The sequence below is a fragment of the Brevibacterium sp. CCUG 69071 genome (genome assembly GCF_021023135.1).
Taxonomy (GTDB): domain Bacteria; phylum Actinomycetota; class Actinomycetes; order Actinomycetales; family Brevibacteriaceae; genus Brevibacterium.
This window is the reverse complement of the sequence record NZ_PGFV01000004.1, coordinates 441,430-457,993: the sequence shown is the minus strand read 5'-3', so window position 1 is coordinate 457,993 and position 16,564 is coordinate 441,430. Positions and strand designations below refer to the sequence as shown.

General features: G+C 65.1%; 13 protein-coding genes and 1 pseudogene. 9 read left to right on the top strand and 5 right to left on the bottom strand.

The features are described 5' to 3' along the window. The first annotated feature begins 6 nt into the window (after positions 1–6). The 4 genes from CV023_RS13675 (at position 7) to CV023_RS13660 (ending at position 3,586) form a co-directional block, all read left to right on the top strand. Positions 7–717 carry an SRPBCC family protein gene (locus CV023_RS13675; RefSeq protein WP_230746437.1) on the top strand — a complete coding sequence of 237 codons (711 nt, stop codon included), beginning with the start codon at positions 7–9 and terminating at the stop codon, positions 715–717. A gap of 80 nt (positions 718–797) precedes the next feature. Next, positions 798–2,117 carry an amidase gene (locus tag CV023_RS13670; RefSeq protein ID WP_230746435.1) on the top strand — a complete coding sequence of 440 codons (1,320 nt, stop codon included), beginning with the start codon at positions 798–800 and terminating at the stop codon, positions 2,115–2,117. Between the two features lie 51 nt (positions 2,118–2,168). After that, positions 2,169–3,398, top strand: coding sequence for an MFS transporter (locus CV023_RS13665; RefSeq protein WP_230746433.1), 1,230 nt, complete (start codon positions 2,169–2,171; stop codon positions 3,396–3,398). Between the two features lie 11 nt (positions 3,399–3,409). Continuing rightward, positions 3,410–3,586 (top strand): hypothetical protein, encoded by a 177-nt coding sequence (locus CV023_RS13660; RefSeq protein WP_230746431.1) that lies wholly within the window; start codon positions 3,410–3,412, stop codon positions 3,584–3,586. Between the two features lie 33 nt (positions 3,587–3,619). Here CV023_RS13660 and CV023_RS13655 read toward each other — a convergent pair. The 3 genes and pseudogenes from CV023_RS13655 to phoA form a co-directional block, all read right to left on the bottom strand. Next, a pseudogene (locus tag CV023_RS13655) lies at positions 3,620–5,119 on the bottom strand (amino acid permease). 160 nt (positions 5,120–5,279) lie between these two features. Further along, complete coding sequence (locus CV023_RS13650) at positions 5,280–5,855, bottom strand: GNAT family N-acetyltransferase (protein ID WP_230746430.1); 576 nt, start codon at positions 5,853–5,855, stop codon at positions 5,280–5,282. Between the two features lie 140 nt (positions 5,856–5,995). Further along, positions 5,996–7,798 carry an alkaline phosphatase gene (phoA, locus tag CV023_RS13645; RefSeq protein ID WP_230746428.1) on the bottom strand — a complete coding sequence of 601 codons (1,803 nt, stop codon included), beginning with the start codon at positions 7,796–7,798 and terminating at the stop codon, positions 5,996–5,998. 241 nt (positions 7,799–8,039) lie between these two features. On the opposite strand from phoA, the gene CV023_RS13640 reads away from it, so the two are divergent. The 4 genes from CV023_RS13640 to CV023_RS13625 all read left to right on the top strand — a co-directional run bounded on the left by CV023_RS13640 (position 8,040) and on the right by CV023_RS13625 (position 11,818). After that, the gene (locus CV023_RS13640) at positions 8,040–9,059 is read left to right on the top strand and encodes an ABC transporter ATP-binding protein (protein ID WP_230746426.1); all 1,020 of its coding nucleotides are present in this window, start codon (positions 8,040–8,042) and stop codon (positions 9,057–9,059) included. Position 9,060: 1 nt separating this feature from the next. Then, positions 9,061–9,921, top strand: coding sequence for an ABC transporter permease (locus CV023_RS13635; protein WP_230746424.1), 861 nt, complete (start codon positions 9,061–9,063; stop codon positions 9,919–9,921). Between the two features lie 125 nt (positions 9,922–10,046). Then, positions 10,047–11,216 (top strand): sensor histidine kinase, encoded by a 1,170-nt coding sequence (locus CV023_RS13630; protein ID WP_230746423.1) that lies wholly within the window; start codon positions 10,047–10,049, stop codon positions 11,214–11,216. Further along, positions 11,213–11,818 (top strand): response regulator transcription factor, encoded by a 606-nt coding sequence (locus CV023_RS13625; RefSeq protein ID WP_230746422.1) that lies wholly within the window; start codon positions 11,213–11,215, stop codon positions 11,816–11,818. The genes CV023_RS13630 and CV023_RS13625 overlap by 4 nt, the downstream gene beginning before the upstream one ends. Positions 11,819–11,853: 35 nt before the next feature. On the opposite strand, the gene CV023_RS13620 is transcribed toward CV023_RS13625, so the two are convergent. Together CV023_RS13620 and CV023_RS13615 are read right to left on the bottom strand one after the other, a co-directional pair. Continuing rightward, positions 11,854–12,942: an ABC transporter permease gene (locus CV023_RS13620; protein WP_230746421.1), complete on the bottom strand. Its 1,089-nt coding sequence runs from the start codon at positions 12,940–12,942 to the stop codon at positions 11,854–11,856. Continuing rightward, entirely contained in the window at positions 12,939–13,826 is an 888-nt protein-coding gene (locus tag CV023_RS13615; RefSeq protein WP_230746420.1) for an ABC transporter ATP-binding protein, read from the bottom strand. The genes CV023_RS13620 and CV023_RS13615 overlap by 4 nt, the downstream gene beginning before the upstream one ends. 356 nt (positions 13,827–14,182) lie before the next feature. Here CV023_RS13615 and CV023_RS13610 point away from each other — a divergent pair, with 356 nt between their 5' ends. Beyond that, the gene (locus CV023_RS13610; RefSeq protein WP_230746419.1) at positions 14,183–16,558 is read left to right on the top strand and encodes a SpaA isopeptide-forming pilin-related protein; all 2,376 of its coding nucleotides are present in this window, start codon (positions 14,183–14,185) and stop codon (positions 16,556–16,558) included. The last annotated feature ends 6 nt before the right edge of the window (positions 16,559–16,564 follow it).

Here is a 16,564-nt window from a genome sequence, read left to right as displayed (position 1 = left end):
TACGTCATGCTCATTTCCTCCACGGCCACGATGACAGCCGATCCGGCGACGGCCTATGCTGCCTTCCACGATGAGAAGATCCTTGCGGCGACGATCCCAGGAGTTGAGAGCTTCACCCGCACCGCTGACGGCTCCTTCGACGTCGTTCTCACAATGGGAGTCGCGGCTATCAAGGGCACATACAAAGGCACAGTCGCGTTCTCCCAGGAAGTCGAGGGCACCTCGTTCGTCCTCAGCGCCAAGGGAGCGGGAGGACCGGGGACGATCGGTGCAGACATCTCCGTGGCCCTGTCACCTGGAGCCGATAACGGCAGCGCCATCGAGTGGGAAGCCGATGCGGTGCTCGGAGGTCCCATCGGCGGCGTAGGCCAGAGGATGCTCGGCGGAGTCGCCAAGCGCATCGCGAAGAAGTTCTTCGCCGACATCGATGCAGCCATCCGTGACGGTGTGCCGGAGAAGACCGAAACCGGTGCGGGCAGCAGACCAGGTGCCGGAGCAGCTGCCCCAGCGGGCACCGGCGAATCAGTGGGAACAAGTAGCCCTGTGGGTGCGACAGCACCATCGAATGCCGCGGTCACCGCGAATGCCGCAGCTCCTGCCGGTTTTGTCACGTCGGGGTCCCGGCTCTGCGGTGACGGCTTCATCGCCGGTGCGGCCATCGGTGCGGGTGCCGCCTTGCTCGGTGTGTGTGTCGGAATCCTGGCCGGTCGTCGGTGACGGCCGAGTCGCCGACCTGGCTTTCGCTGTCCGAACAGGCCGAGGCACTCAACCGTCGTGAGCTGAGCAGCGTTGAGCTGGTGAACGCACACTTTGAGCGCATCGACGAGATCAACCCGGCCACCAACGCGGTCGTCACACGTCAAACCGAGCGCGCGCTCGCAGCCGCCGCGGCGGCCGACCGGCGGCGTGCGGCGGGCGAAGGGGATCTGCCGGTTCTCCTCGGCGTACCGATGACTCATAAGGACACGCACGATACCGCGGGCATGCGCACGACCTACGGCAGTGAGCTCTACGCCGACCATGTTCCGCAGCGGACCAGCACCATCGTGGCTCGTCTGCAGGCGGCCGGAGTGATTTCGACCGGCAAGTCGAACGTGCCCGAATTTGCGGCAGGTGCGCACACAGCAAACCGCGTCTTCGGGACCACGAAAAATCCCTACGACCCCACTCGTTCGGCCGCCGGTTCCTCCGGCGGTGCTGCTGCGGCCATCGCCTCCGGGGTCCAAGCCGCCGGAGACGGATCCGACACCGGCGGTTCGCTACGGCTGCCCGCTTCGTTCGCCAACATCGTCGGTCTCCGTCCCTCGCCCGGATGGATTCCTCGGACGCTGTCGGAGAGCCCGTGGCAATGGCTGAGCCAGCCTGGTTTCATGGCGCGCACCGTCGATGACGTCGCCTGGCTGATGGAGGTGTGCAGTCGGAAGCCCGCACCCGCCTCGGCGAATTTCCGCCCTCGGCTCGATGACGGTGACGATCTGAGTCGGACCGTCATCGGATTCTCCCCAGATCTTGCAGGCCTGCTTGAGCTCGAGGCGGAGGTGAGGGACGTGGTTGCTGGAGCGGAGACCGTCTTCGCGGGCCTCGGTGCTCGGCTCAGTGAGTCCGTTCCTGATCTGAGCGCGGCCCGAGGCGTATTTCGCACGGCCAGGGCCTATGAGTTCGCGGCGAACCTACGGGACATCGACGCGACGCATCCTGGGAGTCTCAAGCCCTCGCTCCAGGCCGATGTCAATGCCGGTCTCGCCCTCACAGCTAGGGACTTCTTCGACTTCGACCAGGCACGTGGCCAGCTCCAGGCAGAGATGGATGACTACTTTTCAGCCCACGATGTGCTCGTCACGGTGACCTCTCAAGTGCTCCCCTTCTCCGCGGAGGAGGAGTATCCGACGATGATCAACTCTTCGCCGATCGATGACTATCTGGCCTGGGTCGACTCGACGACGCTCATCTCCGCCACTGGGTGTCCTGCTGCGAGTGTTCCCTCCGGATTCAGCTCCACCGGACTGCCGATCGGTCTGCAGATCATCGGACCGGTCGGCGGCGATGCAAAGGTATTACGCGTCGCGCGCTATTTCGAAGCCGCTACCGGACATGCGTTGCGCAGACCTGCGCTATGAGTGAAGCGCATACGGTTGATACGTGAGTGAACGAACTGTGGTGGAGAGACGATGATGAGGCGCGGTGCCACCGCGAAACCCGAACCCGCAAACGATCGGCCGGGCACTGGGTCGACGCTGGCCGCGGCGACCTATGTATTCGCCGTCGTGATGATCGGCACCACTCTGCCGACGCCGCTCTACCCGCGGTATCAGGTCGAGTTCGACTTCAGCAGTACGCAGACGACCCTGCTCTTCTCGATCTATGCCGGTGCCGTCATCGCTGCGCTCGTCTTCTTCGGCAGGCTCTCAGAGGCCTGGGGCAGGAAGCCGTTGCTGGCCGCTGGCATCATCCTCTCGCTCGGTTCCGCCGCGCTGTTCATGATCGGCGACCACCTCGGTCTCCTGTACGTGGGGCGGGTGATGTCGGGAATCGCAGCAGGAATCTTCACCGCCACCGGCACGGTCGCCGTCCTTGAAAATTCTCCTCCCGGTAGGCGTCGGCTCGCGACCTCACTAGCCACCGCGGCGAACATCGGTGGGCTGGGATTGGGTAACCTCCTGTCGGGAACAATCGCCGAGGCTTTTCCTCGGCCGCTGTTCACTCCGTTTCTCATCCATGCGCTACTCCTCCTCATCGGTGGGGCCGCGCTGCTGGGCGTGAGGGAGAGCGCGCTGTCGCGTTCACATTCCCTGCGTCTGCAGCTGCCGGCCGTTCCGCCCGAGTCCCGTGCCGTCTTCGTCCGGGCCGTGCCCGGGGCAGTGGCAAGCTTTGCCATCGCCGGGCTGTATTCAGCCGTCGCACCGAGCTTCATGCAGCAGAGTCTTGGCATCGATTCCTCGGCCATCATCGGTGCCGTCGTCTTCACTATGTTCGGAGCCTCGGCCGCGTGTCAGCTGCTGTTCCAACGGCTGGCCGATCGGACCCTTGTCCTGTGCGGAGGCATCGTCCAGATCGCCTGCATGGCGTTCCTGTCGGTCGCTTTGCTGACGGGGTCGACGCCGCTGCTCATCGCCTCGGCGATCCTCGGTGGGGCGGGACAGGGCTTCCTCTTCACCACGGGCATGCGTGCCATCACCGCCGTCACCGAGGTGCGGAATAGGACGGCGGCGACGACCTCGTACTTCGTCCTCGCTTATCTGGCAATGTCGGTGCCGATCATCGGTGTCGGCGTACTCGCGCTCTTGATAGGTCTCGTTGCTTCGACGATCGCTTTTGCGGTGGGGACGGTCCTGGTCGCCGGTCTCTGTCTTCTCAGGCTCGGCAGATGGAGCACCGAGCGTCGCGGCGCCGACGGCTGAAACTTACCGACGTGCTCGACACCATCGGCGACTGGCTGCCGCTGTCGCATGCGATCGACGCATTGAACGCCGTGTCCACGGGTGCGGAGGACGCGGCCTACATCTGGCTGCGCATCCTCTTCATCGGCTGCTGGATCGTCGGCGCCGTCATCGTCGGATCACTCACCCTGCGGCGTCGGACGCCGTGAGTCGGTGCCGCACCGAACGATCTGGAGCCGTCGTCAGCGGGTTTGCTGCTTGTGCCTGGTCGTGTGCCCGTGCGTGGGCTTGGGCTCGGTGCGATCGGTGAGATTGTAGGGTCTGCGGCCCCGACCGCGGACGAAGGCGAGGTAGCACAGCCACAGCGCGACCACCCACAGCAGACCGACCCACAGCGCCGGTCGTGAGTCGGGGACGATGCCGACCATGACGACCACGAAAACAATGAACGCCACGGTGATCCACGAACCCACCGGCCACAGCGGCATGGGGAATTCGCTGGGAAGACGAGCCTCCTCGGCGATCACGCGTTTCATCCGGATATGTGACGCGAGGATGATCAGCCACACCAGCACCGTGGCGAAGGTCGCCAAAGCTCCGAGCAGGAACAGGGCCTGGTCTGGGTAGAGGTAGTTGAGGACCACTCCTGCCAGCAGCGCGACGATCATCGTGAACACGGTCATCACGGGCACGCCGCTGCGGGAGGTGTGGGCGAAGGAGCGTGGGGCCTGACCCTGTTCCGCCAGACCGTGGAGCATGCGACCCGCACCGAAGATGTCGGCGTTGATGGCCGAGAGCGCCGCCGTGATGAGGACGACCTGGAGGATGGCAGCTGCCGCGGAGAATCCGATGGAGTCGAAGATCGCGACGAAAGGACTGACCTCGGAGGTGATCCGGTTCCACGGCAGAATGCACATGATCACGCCGAGGGTGAGGACGTAGAAGAGGAGGATGCGCACCGGCACCGAGTTGATGGCCTTCGGCAGCACCTGCTTCGGGTTCTGGGCCTCTCCGGCGGTGACTCCGATGATCTCAATGCCGCCGAAGGCGAACATCACGATGGTGAACGATGAGAGCAGACCCCAGAACCCGTTGGGGAGGAAGCCGCCGTTGTCGACCAGCGCCTGCGGACCCATCTGATCGTGGTCGGCGATGCCGAACCCGAAGATGATGATGGCCACTCCGGCCGCGATGAGGGCGATGATCGCGACGATCTTGATCAGCGCGAACCAGAACTCCAGCTCACCGAAGACCTTGACGCCGATCATGTTGATGGCGGCGATGAGGAAGACGACCGCGAGCACCCAGATCCAACGGGGAACGCCCGGCTACCAGAACCCCATGTACACGCCGATCGCGGTGGCGTCGAAGACGGCGACGAGGACCATCTCGAAGGCGAAGGTCCAGCCGACGAGGAAACCGGCGAAGGGGTGGATGTAGCGGGAGGCGTACTGGCCGAAGGAGCCCGAGACCGGGTGGCGGACGACCAGCTCGCCGAGCGCGCGCATCACCATGAAGACGGCGGCGCCGCCGATGATGTAGGCAAGCAGCACCGCAGGACCGGCGGCCTGGATCGACTCGGAGGAGCCCATGAAGAGACCGGTGCCGATGGCCGAGCCGAGAGCCATGAATCGGATATGGCGGGCGCTCAGGCCTCTCTTCAGGCCTGCGTTCTGCTCGTGTCCGGCAGCGCTGTCGTCGCGGAGGAGCGCGTCATTGCGGTCCTTGTCGGCTGGAACCATCGGTGTTCTCTGTCCTCTTCTCTCGACTGCCCGGGGCCACCGTGCCGACGTGATCGTCTGACCGGCCCCAGGGCCACATCAGATTCTCACACCGTTGGGGCGGCAGAGTGCGGATGCCGGTAGAAAGAGTCCGAGGTCTCAGAAATCTGAGTCGGAGCGCTCAGGCCTGCTGTCGGTCGGACTTGAGCATGCCGAAGATGAGAGTGTCGGTCCATTCGCCCTTCGACCACCAGTCCTGGCGCAGGTGAGCCTCCTGACGCATCCCGATGCGCTGGGCCAAGTTCGCCGAGGCGGTGTTGCGGGAATCCATCTGCGCGAAGACCCGATGGAGGCCGTAATGCTCAAAGGCGACGCTCAGCATGGCGATGGCCGCCTCGGTGGCGAAGCCGTGGCCGCTTGCCGCCGGATCGAGGATCCACCCGATCTCGGCCTTCGACTCGCTGCCGTCCTCGAGCCAGATCGCAATATCCCCGATCACCCGTGAGCCCTCGAGGGAATCGAGTCCGTCGGCGGTCTCGATGACGAGCGCCAGGGCACGGGATTCGGTCTCCAGCCCGGTGCGAGTGATCCTTTTGGCGATCTCGGTCTTGGCCTCCTCGGCGGTCCAGGGGTCCTGGAGGAGGAACCGGGAGACGTCCTCGCGCGAGTAGATGAGCAGGTGCGCCTCGGCGTCGTCCTCCCGGTAGGGACGGAGCACGAGACGGTCGGTTCTCAGCGGCAGGGTGAGGGGTTCCATGGGACTACTCAATCACGTGGAGTTGGGGATGAGAACAGCCGATGCCGAACGCTCGCTGGGAGCGTCCGGCATCGGCTGGGCTGTGGTCGTCGGGATCGGGTCGACGGAAAATGCCCGCCCGAACCCGACTATTCAGTTCCTCAGATGTTGATGAGCTTGCGGCGCTGGGCCATCCGGGCCAGGGCGGAGCCGCCGATGATCGCGGCGACACCGAAGAAGATCGCGGCACCGATCTCGACGCCGGTGCGCGGGAGCATCCCGCCACCGCCGCCGGCCAGCCCGGGTCCTTCGTTCCCGCCGCCGGAGGCATTGCCCTCTCCGCCATCGGCATTCCCGCCGGAGCCGTTCGAGCCGGCACCTGCCGAGGCATCGGCGTCGCTCGAGGAACCGGAGTCATCGTTGCCGTTCGCATCGTCGCCGCCGGTCGAGTCGTCTGAACCGCCGGCGTTGGCGCCGCCGTTCGAGTCATCGGAGCCGTTGGCGTCATCCGAACCGTTGGAATCGTCGTTGCCGTTCGCATCATCGCCCGGGTCGCCGGGGATCTCGGCGTCACGGTCGAGTCCGAGCCCGTCGGCGATCGTGTAGTGCATATCGGTCTGGTCGGTCAGTCCCACGACATTGGCAGCACCCGGACCGTAGGCGGCGATGCGGATCTGCGTGCCGGTGTGGCCCTGCGATGCACCTTCGTCTGCGGTCGCGTAGTTGACGGTCATGTCGGCGCCGTCAGCGGTGGTCAGCGTCCGGGTCAGACCCGGCGTGGTGGTGCCGGCCGTGGTGATCTGGCTCGTGTGAGCGTGATCGGCGGTGGTGATGACGAGGGTCTCGCCGTCCTTCTTCGCGAAGTCGAGGGCGGACTTGACCGCCTCGTCGAGGTCGACGGTCTCACCGATCTGACCGCACGGGTTGGCTTCGTGGTCCTGCTTGTCGATGCTCGCGCCTTCGACCTGGAGTAAGAAGCCCTTGTCGTTGTCGAGCAGATCCACGGCCTTGCTCGTCAGGTCGTCGAGCTTGGGCACCGAGGAGGTGCGTTCGGGGTTGTTCTCGCACTTCACGGCCGGTTCGCTGGCACCGTTGTGGGTGGCCTTCGGGCCCTGCCAGCGGACCGGGAAGTTGCCCTCGTGGAAGAGTCCGAGCACGGGCTTGTTCTGATCGGCTTCGGTGATGGAGTCGAGAGAATCGGCGTCGCTGGCCAGCTGGTAGCCGCGCTCCTCGGCCTGCTCCCGCAGGGTCTTGTCCTTCCAATCACCGGCCACGGCCTTCTGGTCGAAGGAAGCCGAACCGCCGCCGAGGGTGACATCGGCGCGGGTGTTCAGTATCTGTTCGCTGATCGATCCGAGTCCGCCGTTCTCCAGCGCCTCGTCGGAGCAGTCCTTGCTCGTCTCTTCGGGGCCGTAGCAGCCGCGGAGGCTGATGTGCGCGGCCTGGGCGGCCGGGGTGGCATCCTGGATCTCTGCGGTGGAGACGTTGCCGGTCTTCAGGCCCTTGGCGCGAGCCATCTCCAGCAGGGTCTTGTGCGGGTTGCCCTTGCGGTCGACGCCGAGTGCGCCGTTGTAGGTCTTCGTGCCCGAGGACCAGCCGGTGGCGCTGGCTGCCGAGTCGGTGACGTAGTCCGGCTTGCCGGTGTCCTTGTTGACCGCGTAGGTCGTGTACTGGCCGGTCATCGGCAGTTCGTCGAGGCCGTCGAAGCGACCGTGGGCGCCCTTGGCGTAGTTGCGGGCGATGGTGATCTCCGAATCGCCCATGCCGTCGCCGATGAGGAGGATGACGTTCTTCGCTCCCGCATCCTCGACCGCATCGCGGATGGCGTCGGTGTTGTCGCCGTCGAGCCGGCGGGCGCCGCCCGGTTCGTCGACTCCTGCCGCCTGTGCGGGGGCGGCGAAGCCGAAGAGAGCGAGGCCCAGAGCCCCGGTCGCCGCAGCGAGTCGCATCGTTCTCGTGGCCATTGCTGTCCTTCTTCCGTTGAGATTCATGAACCCGGCGGCTGCGCGCGGGCAGACCATCTCAACGTACTCAGGAAACTCGCAACGCAGGTTGAGCAAACGTGAAGGGAAAGTGAACACGAGGCCGGGCCGCGACGGTTCGGTGCAGCGGAGAGAGGTGGCAGTGTCCCGGTGACATATGGCACCCCGAGAGTCGTGACAAATGGCATCACCGGCCAGACCTCCGCATTCCTAGTCTGAGGACATGAGCACAGACACAACGCGATCAGCGCAGACAGCATCGATCCAGACATCAGCCTCGACCGGGACTTCGATTCCGCCCGCGGTCCACCTCCACCACCTCTCGAAGTCCTTCGGCAGCCTCAAAGCCGTCGACGACCTCGACCTGAGCATCCGACCCGGCGAGGTCGTCGCCTTCCTCGGCCCCAACGGTGCCGGCAAGACCACGACGATCGACATGCTGCTCGGACTCAGCCGACCCGACGAGGGCACGGTCGAGATCTTCGGACAGCCGCCTCGGCGGGCGGTCTCCCGCGGACTCGTCAGCTCCGTGATGCAGACCGGGGGTCTCCTCGATGACCTCACCGTCCGCGAAACCGTCGAATACACCTCGGCGGTCTTCGCCTCGAGCCTCGACGTCGACCTCGTCCTCGAGCGCGCCGGCATCTCCGGCATCGCAGACTCCATGGTCAAGAAATGTTCGGGCGGGCAGAAGCAGCGGCTGCGCTTCGCGATGGCGCTGCTGCCTGATCCGGCACTCATCGTCCTCGACGAACCGACCACCGGCATGGACGTCACCGGGCGGCGCGACTTCTGGCACGAGATGCGCGCCGACGCCCTGCACGGCAAGACGATCCTCTTCGCCACCCACTACCTCGAGGAGGCCGACGAATTCGCCGACCGCGTCGTCCTCGTTGCGAACGGACAGATCGTCGCCGATGGACCCTCGCATGAGATCCGCGCGATGGCCGCAGCGAAGACCGTCAGTGCCACGCTGCCGCGCATCGACGCGGCTTCGCCCACCGAGGCGGACGCTGAGAACCGCCTGCTCGACCACCTCGGCGGACTGGCCGGAGTCGAATCCGTGGACGTCCAGGGCAGACGCCTGAAGATGCGGACCACGGACTCGGATACGGCCGCGAAGACCCTGTTCGACAGCGCCTGCACCGATCTTGAGATCACCTCCCACTCACTCGAAGACGCCTTCATCAGCCTGACCTCGAACAATTCGCCCTCAGACCAACTGACCTCGAAAGGGGCATGACATGAGCACTCACCCGACCGCGAACCCAACGGCATCACCCACAGCAGCACCGGCAGAGAACCCGGGCACCACCTCGGCGAGTTCGACTCGCTTCCTCGACACCCTGGACCAGCGCCGACCACCGAAGCTGGGCGGATTCTCGATGACCCTGCTGCGGCTCGAACTCATGCGCAAGCTGCGCAACCGACGAACCCTCATCTTCACGATGATCATGCCCGCGGTCTTCTACCTCATCTTCGGGGTGACGAACAAGGGCCAGACGCTCGGCGACACCGACGCCGCCCTCTACATCTCCGTGTCCCTGGCGACGTACGGGGCGATGGTGGCCACAACCACCGGCGGCGCCCAGGTCGCGGTCGAACGGGCACTGGGCTGGAGCCGACAGCTGGCCCTGACCCCCTTGCACCCGGCGGCCTACATCCTCACCAAGGTCCTCGTGTCGATGGTCCTCGGAGCGGTCTCGGTCATCGTCGTCTTCGTCCTCGCCGCCTTCACCGGAGTCCATGCCCCACTGGGCACCCTGCTGGCCGCCGGTGCCCTCGTCGTCCTCACCTCCTCGGTCTTCGCGGCCTTCGGTGTGATGCTCGGCTACCTGCTTCCCGCCGAGAACGCCATCCAGGTCTCGAGCATGGTCCTCGGCATCCTCTCCCTCATCGGCGGCCTCTTCGTCCCCCTCGAGATCTGGCCGAAGACCCTGCAGACGATCGCCCACTTCACTCCCGCCTACGGGGCCGGGGAAATCGCCCGCGCACCGCTGGGCGGGGGATACGATCAATGGGCAGTGGTCAACATCATCGTCTGGCTCGCGATCTTCGTCGCGGGGTCGGCATGGGCGCTGCGCCGGGACACCGCACGGGTGTGAGACAGGGACACCGCTCGGGTGTGAGCGTGAGCGGCTGCTTCGCAGCCCGGTGATCGCGGACGATTTCCTCGTCCGCGATCACCGCATGCAGGTGACGTGAGCCGAAGGAATCGAGGGAGGTGAGGATGGACAGAACGCGCAAGCTGGAGGCCGAAGGATCGCGACCGGTGAACTTCCTGAGCTGGTTCTTCCCCTTCTTCTGGCTCGTCTTCCTTTTCTATCCCCTCGCCGCCGCCTGGCGCCTCGAGGGGGCAGGACGCGTCTGGGGGCTGACGCTGACCATCGTCTTCGCCGCCGTGTTCTACGCGGCGATGGTCGTCGGCGGGGTCGGCCTCGACGCGTTCTCCCGCTCCGTCCGTGATGCACGTTCGAAGCCGACCCGCAGGGCGAAGATCGTCGTCAATCTTGCGATCGTGATTATGGTGGCGATCACCCTCACCGCCGTGCCCGTCGTCGGGGAGGAGGGCCTGGCCTTCCTCGCCTATATCTCCGTCCTCATCGTCATCTCCGTTCGCCGCGTGATCCCCGGAGTCATCGCCGCGGCCTCGACGATGATCGTCGCCGAGGTGGCGCAACGTTCCGTACCCGGGTGGACACACGACTGGGCCACCACCTTCGGGATCTCGATCTCCGGGTTCGCCATGGTCATGGCTCTCGTCGCCGGTGACCGGGCCCGGGCGGCGCGGGCCGCCGAGGAGGAGAACCGTCGCCTCGAACAGGAGGCCGAGCGCCTCCGCCTGTCCCAGGACGTCCACGATGTGCTCGGCCATTCGCTGACCGTGATCGCTCTCAAGGCCCAGTTGGCAGCGAAGCTGCAGGCCGCCGGTGCTCCCGAGACGGCGAAGCACATCGGTGAGATCGAGAGCCTCGCCCGCAGCGCGCTCGCCGACGTCCGCACCACCGTCCAGGGCACACGGACGATCTCACTGGCACAAGAGCTCGTCGCCGCGACCCGTGCCCTGCGTGCCGCGGACATCGAGGTCGAGGCGCCCTCTTCTGTCGATGCCGTGGATCCAGAGCTGCGTGAACTCTTCGCCTGGAGTGTGCGGGAAGGCAGCACGAACATCCTGCGCCATGCTCGCGCCCGGCACTGCTCGATCACCGTGTCCACGGAGCGTCTCGAGATGCGCAATGACAGCTCGGGGCGCAGATCCGACCTCGCCGAGGTGGGAGCAGGCAGCGGTCTGCGTGGCTTGAGCGAGCGGGCTCGGTCGGTGGGCGCCTCGGTGCGGACCCGGAAGACCGACGACGGTTTCGTCCTCGTCGTCGCACGCGGAGAGCGAACCGAATCATGACGACGCTGCTCATCGCCGACGATCAGACCATGGTCCGCGAGGCGCTCGCGGCCCTGCTGGGCATGGAATCCGACTTCGAGGTCATCGCCCAGTGCGCCAACGGGGACGAGGTTCTGCCGGCCGTGCGACGGGCTCGCCCCGATGTCGCGCTGCTCGACGTCGACATGCCCGGACCGGACGGTCTCACGGTGGCCGCCTCGCTGCGGGAGGAATTTCCCGAGGTGAAGACGATCATCGTCACGACGTATGGACGCCCCGGCTGGGTCAAGCGTGCCCTCGATGCCGGAGTCGGCGGGTTCATGGTCAAGGACGCCCCGGTCGAGCGTCTCGCCGAGGGAATCCGCCGGGTGATGTCGGGTCTGCGGGTCATCGACCCCGAACTCGTCGTCGAGTCCTCGATGTACGGCGACTCGCCGCTGACCGAGCGTGAGACGGACGTCCTCCGTGCGGCCGCCGACGGAGGCAGCGTCGATGAGCTCGCCTCGGCGCTGTTCATTTCGGCCGGCACCGTGCGCAACCGCCTGTCATCGGCGATCGGGAAGACCGCGGCCCGCAATCGCGCCGACGCGGTGCGGATCGCCCGTGACAACGGCTGGCTGTGAGCCGCCTCGGTGCCTGCGGTGGAGAAGCCCAGCCTTCACGACCGGGTCAGCGCCTGCTTCCACGACAGCTTCGGGCCCGAGCGCAGTATCGAGCGTTCGAAGATCCGGGTCGCCAGCAGCAGCGCCAGCAGGGTCGTGCCCGCGAGGATGACCAGCGAGATCAGCGGTTCCCACCATTCGATCGTGCCGAGGAAGACCCGCATGGGCACCGCCACCGCGGCCGAGAACGGGATGTAGGAGAGGACCGCCATGACCGATTCGTTGGACGAGAAGACGATCACGGCCATGTAGGGCAGGAAGATGAGCATCATGATCGGCGAGCTCGTCGAGGCCAGGTCCTCGGTGCGTGAGACCATCGAGGCCGCGGCCGCGTAGAGGGCGGCGACCATGACGAAGCCGACGATGAAGAGCGGGATGAACCAGGCGATCGGCTCCGCGACCTTGCCGAGGACCAGGTCGTTTCCGCTGATGGCGGCCCCGATGAGCACCGACAGTGCGGTCAGCCCGATCTGGGCGAAGGCGAGGATCGTGCACGCGATGATCTTGCCGAACATGAGCACCCGCGCCGAGGTGGAGGCGAGCAGGATCTCGACGATCCGTGACTGCTTCTCCTCGACCACAGACGAGGCGATGGTGTTGCCGAACGTCATCGCGGCCATGAAGAAGACGATCCCGAGGCCGAGGCCGATGAAGTTCGTCAGCACCGGATCGGGGGCGTCGGGGTCGAGGAGTTGGACGGTCGGAACTTCGCTGAGGGCCCCGGTCAGCGATTCCGGTGCCGAGCGTTCGGCGATGACGGAGTAGCCGACGGGGGAGTCATCGGATTCGACGACGGCCGCCGCGACCTCGCCCGATCGGATGAGGTCTTTCGCCTCGTCGGCGCTTTCGACAGTGACGAGGTCGATGTCGTCCGATCCCTCCATCGCTTCGGCTCCCGCCGAGGTGACCGCCACCTTGTCGGTGGAGGAGAACAGCGTGGGAAGCGCTCCCGAGACTGCGACGAGGGCGCCGAAGAGGACGATGGAGACGATCGTCGAGGTCATGAAGGCCTTGGACCTCACACGAACCATGATCTCGCGTTCGATGACCAGTCCGATGGCGGAAGTGAAGCTGGCGCGGCTCATGGCTGTGTGACCTCCTGGAAGAGACGGTTGAGGGCGACGGTGTGCGGGGCGAAGGATCTCACGGAGCCGGCGGACAGCGCCCGGCGCATGACCGCCTCGGCGGCGTTCGCGTTGTCGGCGGAGAAGCGGACCCAGGTCCCGTCGAGCTCGACGACCGTGATGTCGGGGAGTTCGCGGACCCAGCCCATGTCGGTCTCGGTCTGCAGGGTCCATTCGGGGCGGCTGCGCTGGCGACGGAGCTGTTCGGCGGTGCCGTTGGCCACCAGACGTCCCTGATTGATGATGACGAGATCGTCGACGAGGCGCTCGACCAGGTCGAGCTGGTGACTGGAGAAGAGCACGGGAGCGCCCGTGTCGGCGAAGGACTTGAGCACGTTCAGGGTGCGTTCGACGGCGACCGGATCGAGGCCGGAGAAGGGCTCGTCGAGGACGAGCGCCTGAGGTTCGTGGATGAGGGCGGCGGCGATCTGCACCTTCTGCTGATTGCCGAGGCTGACCGATTCGAGGGTGTCGGTGGGTTCGCCGTTCAGGTCGAGTTCCTCGAGGAGTTCGAGGCCCCGGCGTTTGGCCGCCTGCCTGCTCAGACCGTGGAAGCGTGCGAGGTAGATGAGCTGATCGATGATCGGCATCTTCGGGTAGAGGCCGCGTTCTTCGGGCATGTAGCCGATCGCGCTGCGATGGGTCGGTGTGATCGGGGAGCCGTCGACGGTGATGTGGCCGGAATCGGCGGCGAGGACACCGAGCAGGATGCGCATGGTCGTCGTCTTCCCCGAGCCGTTCGATCCGACGAAGCCGGTCATCCGGCCGTCGCCGATGCTGAAGCTCAGGTCGTGCAGGACCTGTTTGCTGCCGAAGCTGCGGTTGATGTTCTCCAGGGTGATCATGTCTCAACCGTATGTGGCCGGGGCGCGATCCGGCTCAGCCTCGAGGGCTATTTGCGGCTCCGACGGAAGGGGGAGAGGCCCCCAGCGGGGCGTTTCAACGGGCCGGATGGATAGTTGAATGTCGAACTACTAAGTAGTTTCGGGAGGTTCGGTGGGAGGCGACTGCGGACTACGCATCTATTGCTGAAGTACCCGCTCCGAGCAACGCATTCGGGTGATCCGGTTTCTACGCTGAAGATGTTCGCCAAGCCCCACCCCTCATATTCCCGCTGTCTGATCAGTCCACCTAGACGTGTGCGCAGACGGAGTATGAGTCCGGTTCGGGCGAGATCGTTTGTAATCGGAATGAGGATTCTATGACGCTGCTCGGATTGCGTATGCGCACCGTGTGGGCCGCACTGACCACGCTGGTGATGGTCTTCGCCGGGGCCGGCATCGTCCTGCTTTCGCCAGCGCCTGCGGCCGCGGCCGCAGTCTCGATCAGCTGCACCCCGGGCACCGTCTATTCGGTATCACAGGCCGGTCAGCTGCGAAAGATCGCGAATGGGACGTCGACGAATGTCGGGGATCAGGCGAGCGGCGTCAGCAACTTCAATGGCGTCGGAATCGGGGCGAACGGATCGTCGGCCTATGCCTACGAACGTGCCTTCAGCTCCTCGGGCTCCGAGACCGGAATCACCGTGTTCAAGCTCAATACGGATACTGGCAAATGGGCGTCCACCGGCAAATCAGTCTCTGTCAGCGGAATCGGATTCATCGGTGGAGCCGTCGACCTCTCCACCGGTCACTACTATTTCGGTGGCTACAACAGCACGGGAACCTTGTTCAGGCTCTATGTGTTCAATGTGTCTAACAACAGCATCTCCCTCAAAGGGACGATCAACACGAGTGCCGACTCCGGCGGTGCCGCCAACGGCGATATTGCCTTCGATTCGAACGGCAATCTCTTCATTGTCCGTGGTTCCGGCTCGACAACCACGATCTTTTCAGTGACGTCGACCAACCTCTCGAGCGCCGTCGGTGGGCAGATCGCCGCCGCGAAGTCGGCCGGGTTCACGACGAACGAGAATGTCAACGGCGTGGCATTCGATGCCAGCGGCAAGGCTTATCTCGGCACGGGAACGACGATCACCAGTTACGACATGCCGAACTGGGCGAACAAGCAGACCTTTGCCAACGGCTCCAATTGGGGGAGCACTGACCTCGCCTCATGTTCGTCGCCTGCCACCATCACTCTGCAGAAAGAAGTGCAGGGAGGAAGGGCGAAGTCCGGTGATCAGTTCGGTCTGTCTCTCAAGCAGAGCAGCACCGTACTCGGTTCGGCTTCGACCACCGGTAGCGCTCTCGGAGTTCAGGAAGACATCGTCGGGCCGATCCCGGCCAAACGCGGAGCAAAGATCGACTTTTCCGAGTCCGCGGCCTCCGGGGCCGACCTCGGCGATTACGCCAGCACTTACGCCTGCACGATCGACGACAAGCCGATCAGCGGAGCCTCCGGCGCCGGATCGTCCGGTTCCGTGACCATCCCCGAGTCCGGCGACGCCGTAGTCTGCACGATCACGAACTCTCCGCTGACGGCGAATGTCTCGATCCACAAGGACGTTGCCGACGAGAACGGTGAGAACGTCAAACCCGGCAAGGACTGGACGCTCGACGCTAAAGCCAATGCAACGACCGACGGAGTCACCGCGACGCCGACGGCCGCCACGCAGAAGACCAACAGCGACGGCGACGCCAAGTGGGCTTTGAAGTTCACCCAGCCCACCGGCCGCGCCACCATCGCTGTCTCGGAGACCCAGCAGGAAGGCTTCGAGTTCAAGAGCGCGCGCTGCACGATCACCGGTCTCGACGGTACGAAGGTCGAGAAGAAGCTGACGAGCGAATCCGCCACCAACCTCACCGGGATCAAGCCCGGCGACGACGTCAAGTGCTCCTACCTCAACAAGGTCAAGGACACTGCGCTGACCCTGGTGAAGGAGGTCGACAACAAGGCTGCTGCCGGCACGGCCAAAGACACCGACTGGACGCTCAAGGCTGTCGGTGACGCGGCTTCGGCAAACAAGACGATCGAGGGCAAGACCGGTTCGAAGGATGTCACCAAGGCCAAGGTCAAAGCGGGCAAGTACGCCTTATCAGAGGCCGGTGACCCGAAGGGCTACGAAGCCTCGGACTGGGTGTGCAAGCCGACTTCCGGATCTGGCACTGTCACCTCCGACAAGAGCTCGGTCACTCTGAAGGCCGGCGACGCGGTCACCTGCACGATCACGAACACCGCGAAGACCGGTGTCGTGACTTGGGGCAAGACTGACGAGTCCGGGACCGCGCTCAAGGGCTCGGTCTGGACTCTGCGGGGGCCCAACGGGTCCGAGGCCATTATCGAGGACTGCACGGCCGCCTCGGCGGACAGATGCACCGGCCAGGACAAAGACCCGGCTGCAGGCAAGTTCTCAGTCGACGGTCTCAAATGGGGCGGTTACACACTCATCGAGAAATCGGCACCGTCCGGATTCGTCCTCGACCAGACCCCACACACGTTCACCGTGAACGGATCCGACAAGGGACTCAAACAGTCACTCGGAACGTTCGAAAACGTCCAGAAACCACCGGTGGCTTTGCCGCTGACCGGCGGAACTGGAAGCCAGATCTACCTCATAGGCGGAGCAGCACTGCTCGCCGCCGCCGGTGCCATCGCACTTCTCAAGGGCCTGCGCCGCAGGAACCGGAAGCACTGAAAGGGA

Bases quoted from the DNA above. Each gene is read 5' to 3' on its own strand.
- CV023_RS13630 (WP_230746423.1), top strand. From the start codon at position 10,047: ATGGACAGAACGCGCAAGCTGGAGGCCGAAGGATCGCGACCGGTGAAC.
- CV023_RS13640 (WP_230746426.1), top strand. From the start codon at position 8,040: ATGAGCACAGACACAACGCGATCAGCGCAGACAGCATCGATCCAGACA.
- CV023_RS13675 (WP_230746437.1), top strand. From the start codon at position 7: ATGCTCATTTCCTCCACGGCCACGATGACAGCCGATCCGGCGACGGCC.
- CV023_RS13635 (WP_230746424.1), top strand. From the start codon at position 9,061: ATGAGCACTCACCCGACCGCGAACCCAACGGCATCACCCACAGCAGCA.
- CV023_RS13615 (WP_230746420.1), bottom strand. From the start codon at position 13,826: ATGATCACCCTGGAGAACATCAACCGCAGCTTCGGCAGCAAACAGGTC.
- phoA (WP_230746428.1), bottom strand. From the start codon at position 7,798: ATGGCCACGAGAACGATGCGACTCGCTGCGGCGACCGGGGCTCTGGGC.
- CV023_RS13610 (WP_230746419.1), top strand. From the start codon at position 14,183: ATGACGCTGCTCGGATTGCGTATGCGCACCGTGTGGGCCGCACTGACC.
- CV023_RS13665 (WP_230746433.1), top strand. From the start codon at position 2,169: ATGATGAGGCGCGGTGCCACCGCGAAACCCGAACCCGCAAACGATCGG.
- CV023_RS13650 (WP_230746430.1), bottom strand. From the start codon at position 5,855: ATGGAACCCCTCACCCTGCCGCTGAGAACCGACCGTCTCGTGCTCCGT.
- CV023_RS13625 (WP_230746422.1), top strand. From the start codon at position 11,213: ATGACGACGCTGCTCATCGCCGACGATCAGACCATGGTCCGCGAGGCG.
- CV023_RS13620 (WP_230746421.1), bottom strand. From the start codon at position 12,942: ATGAGCCGCGCCAGCTTCACTTCCGCCATCGGACTGGTCATCGAACGC.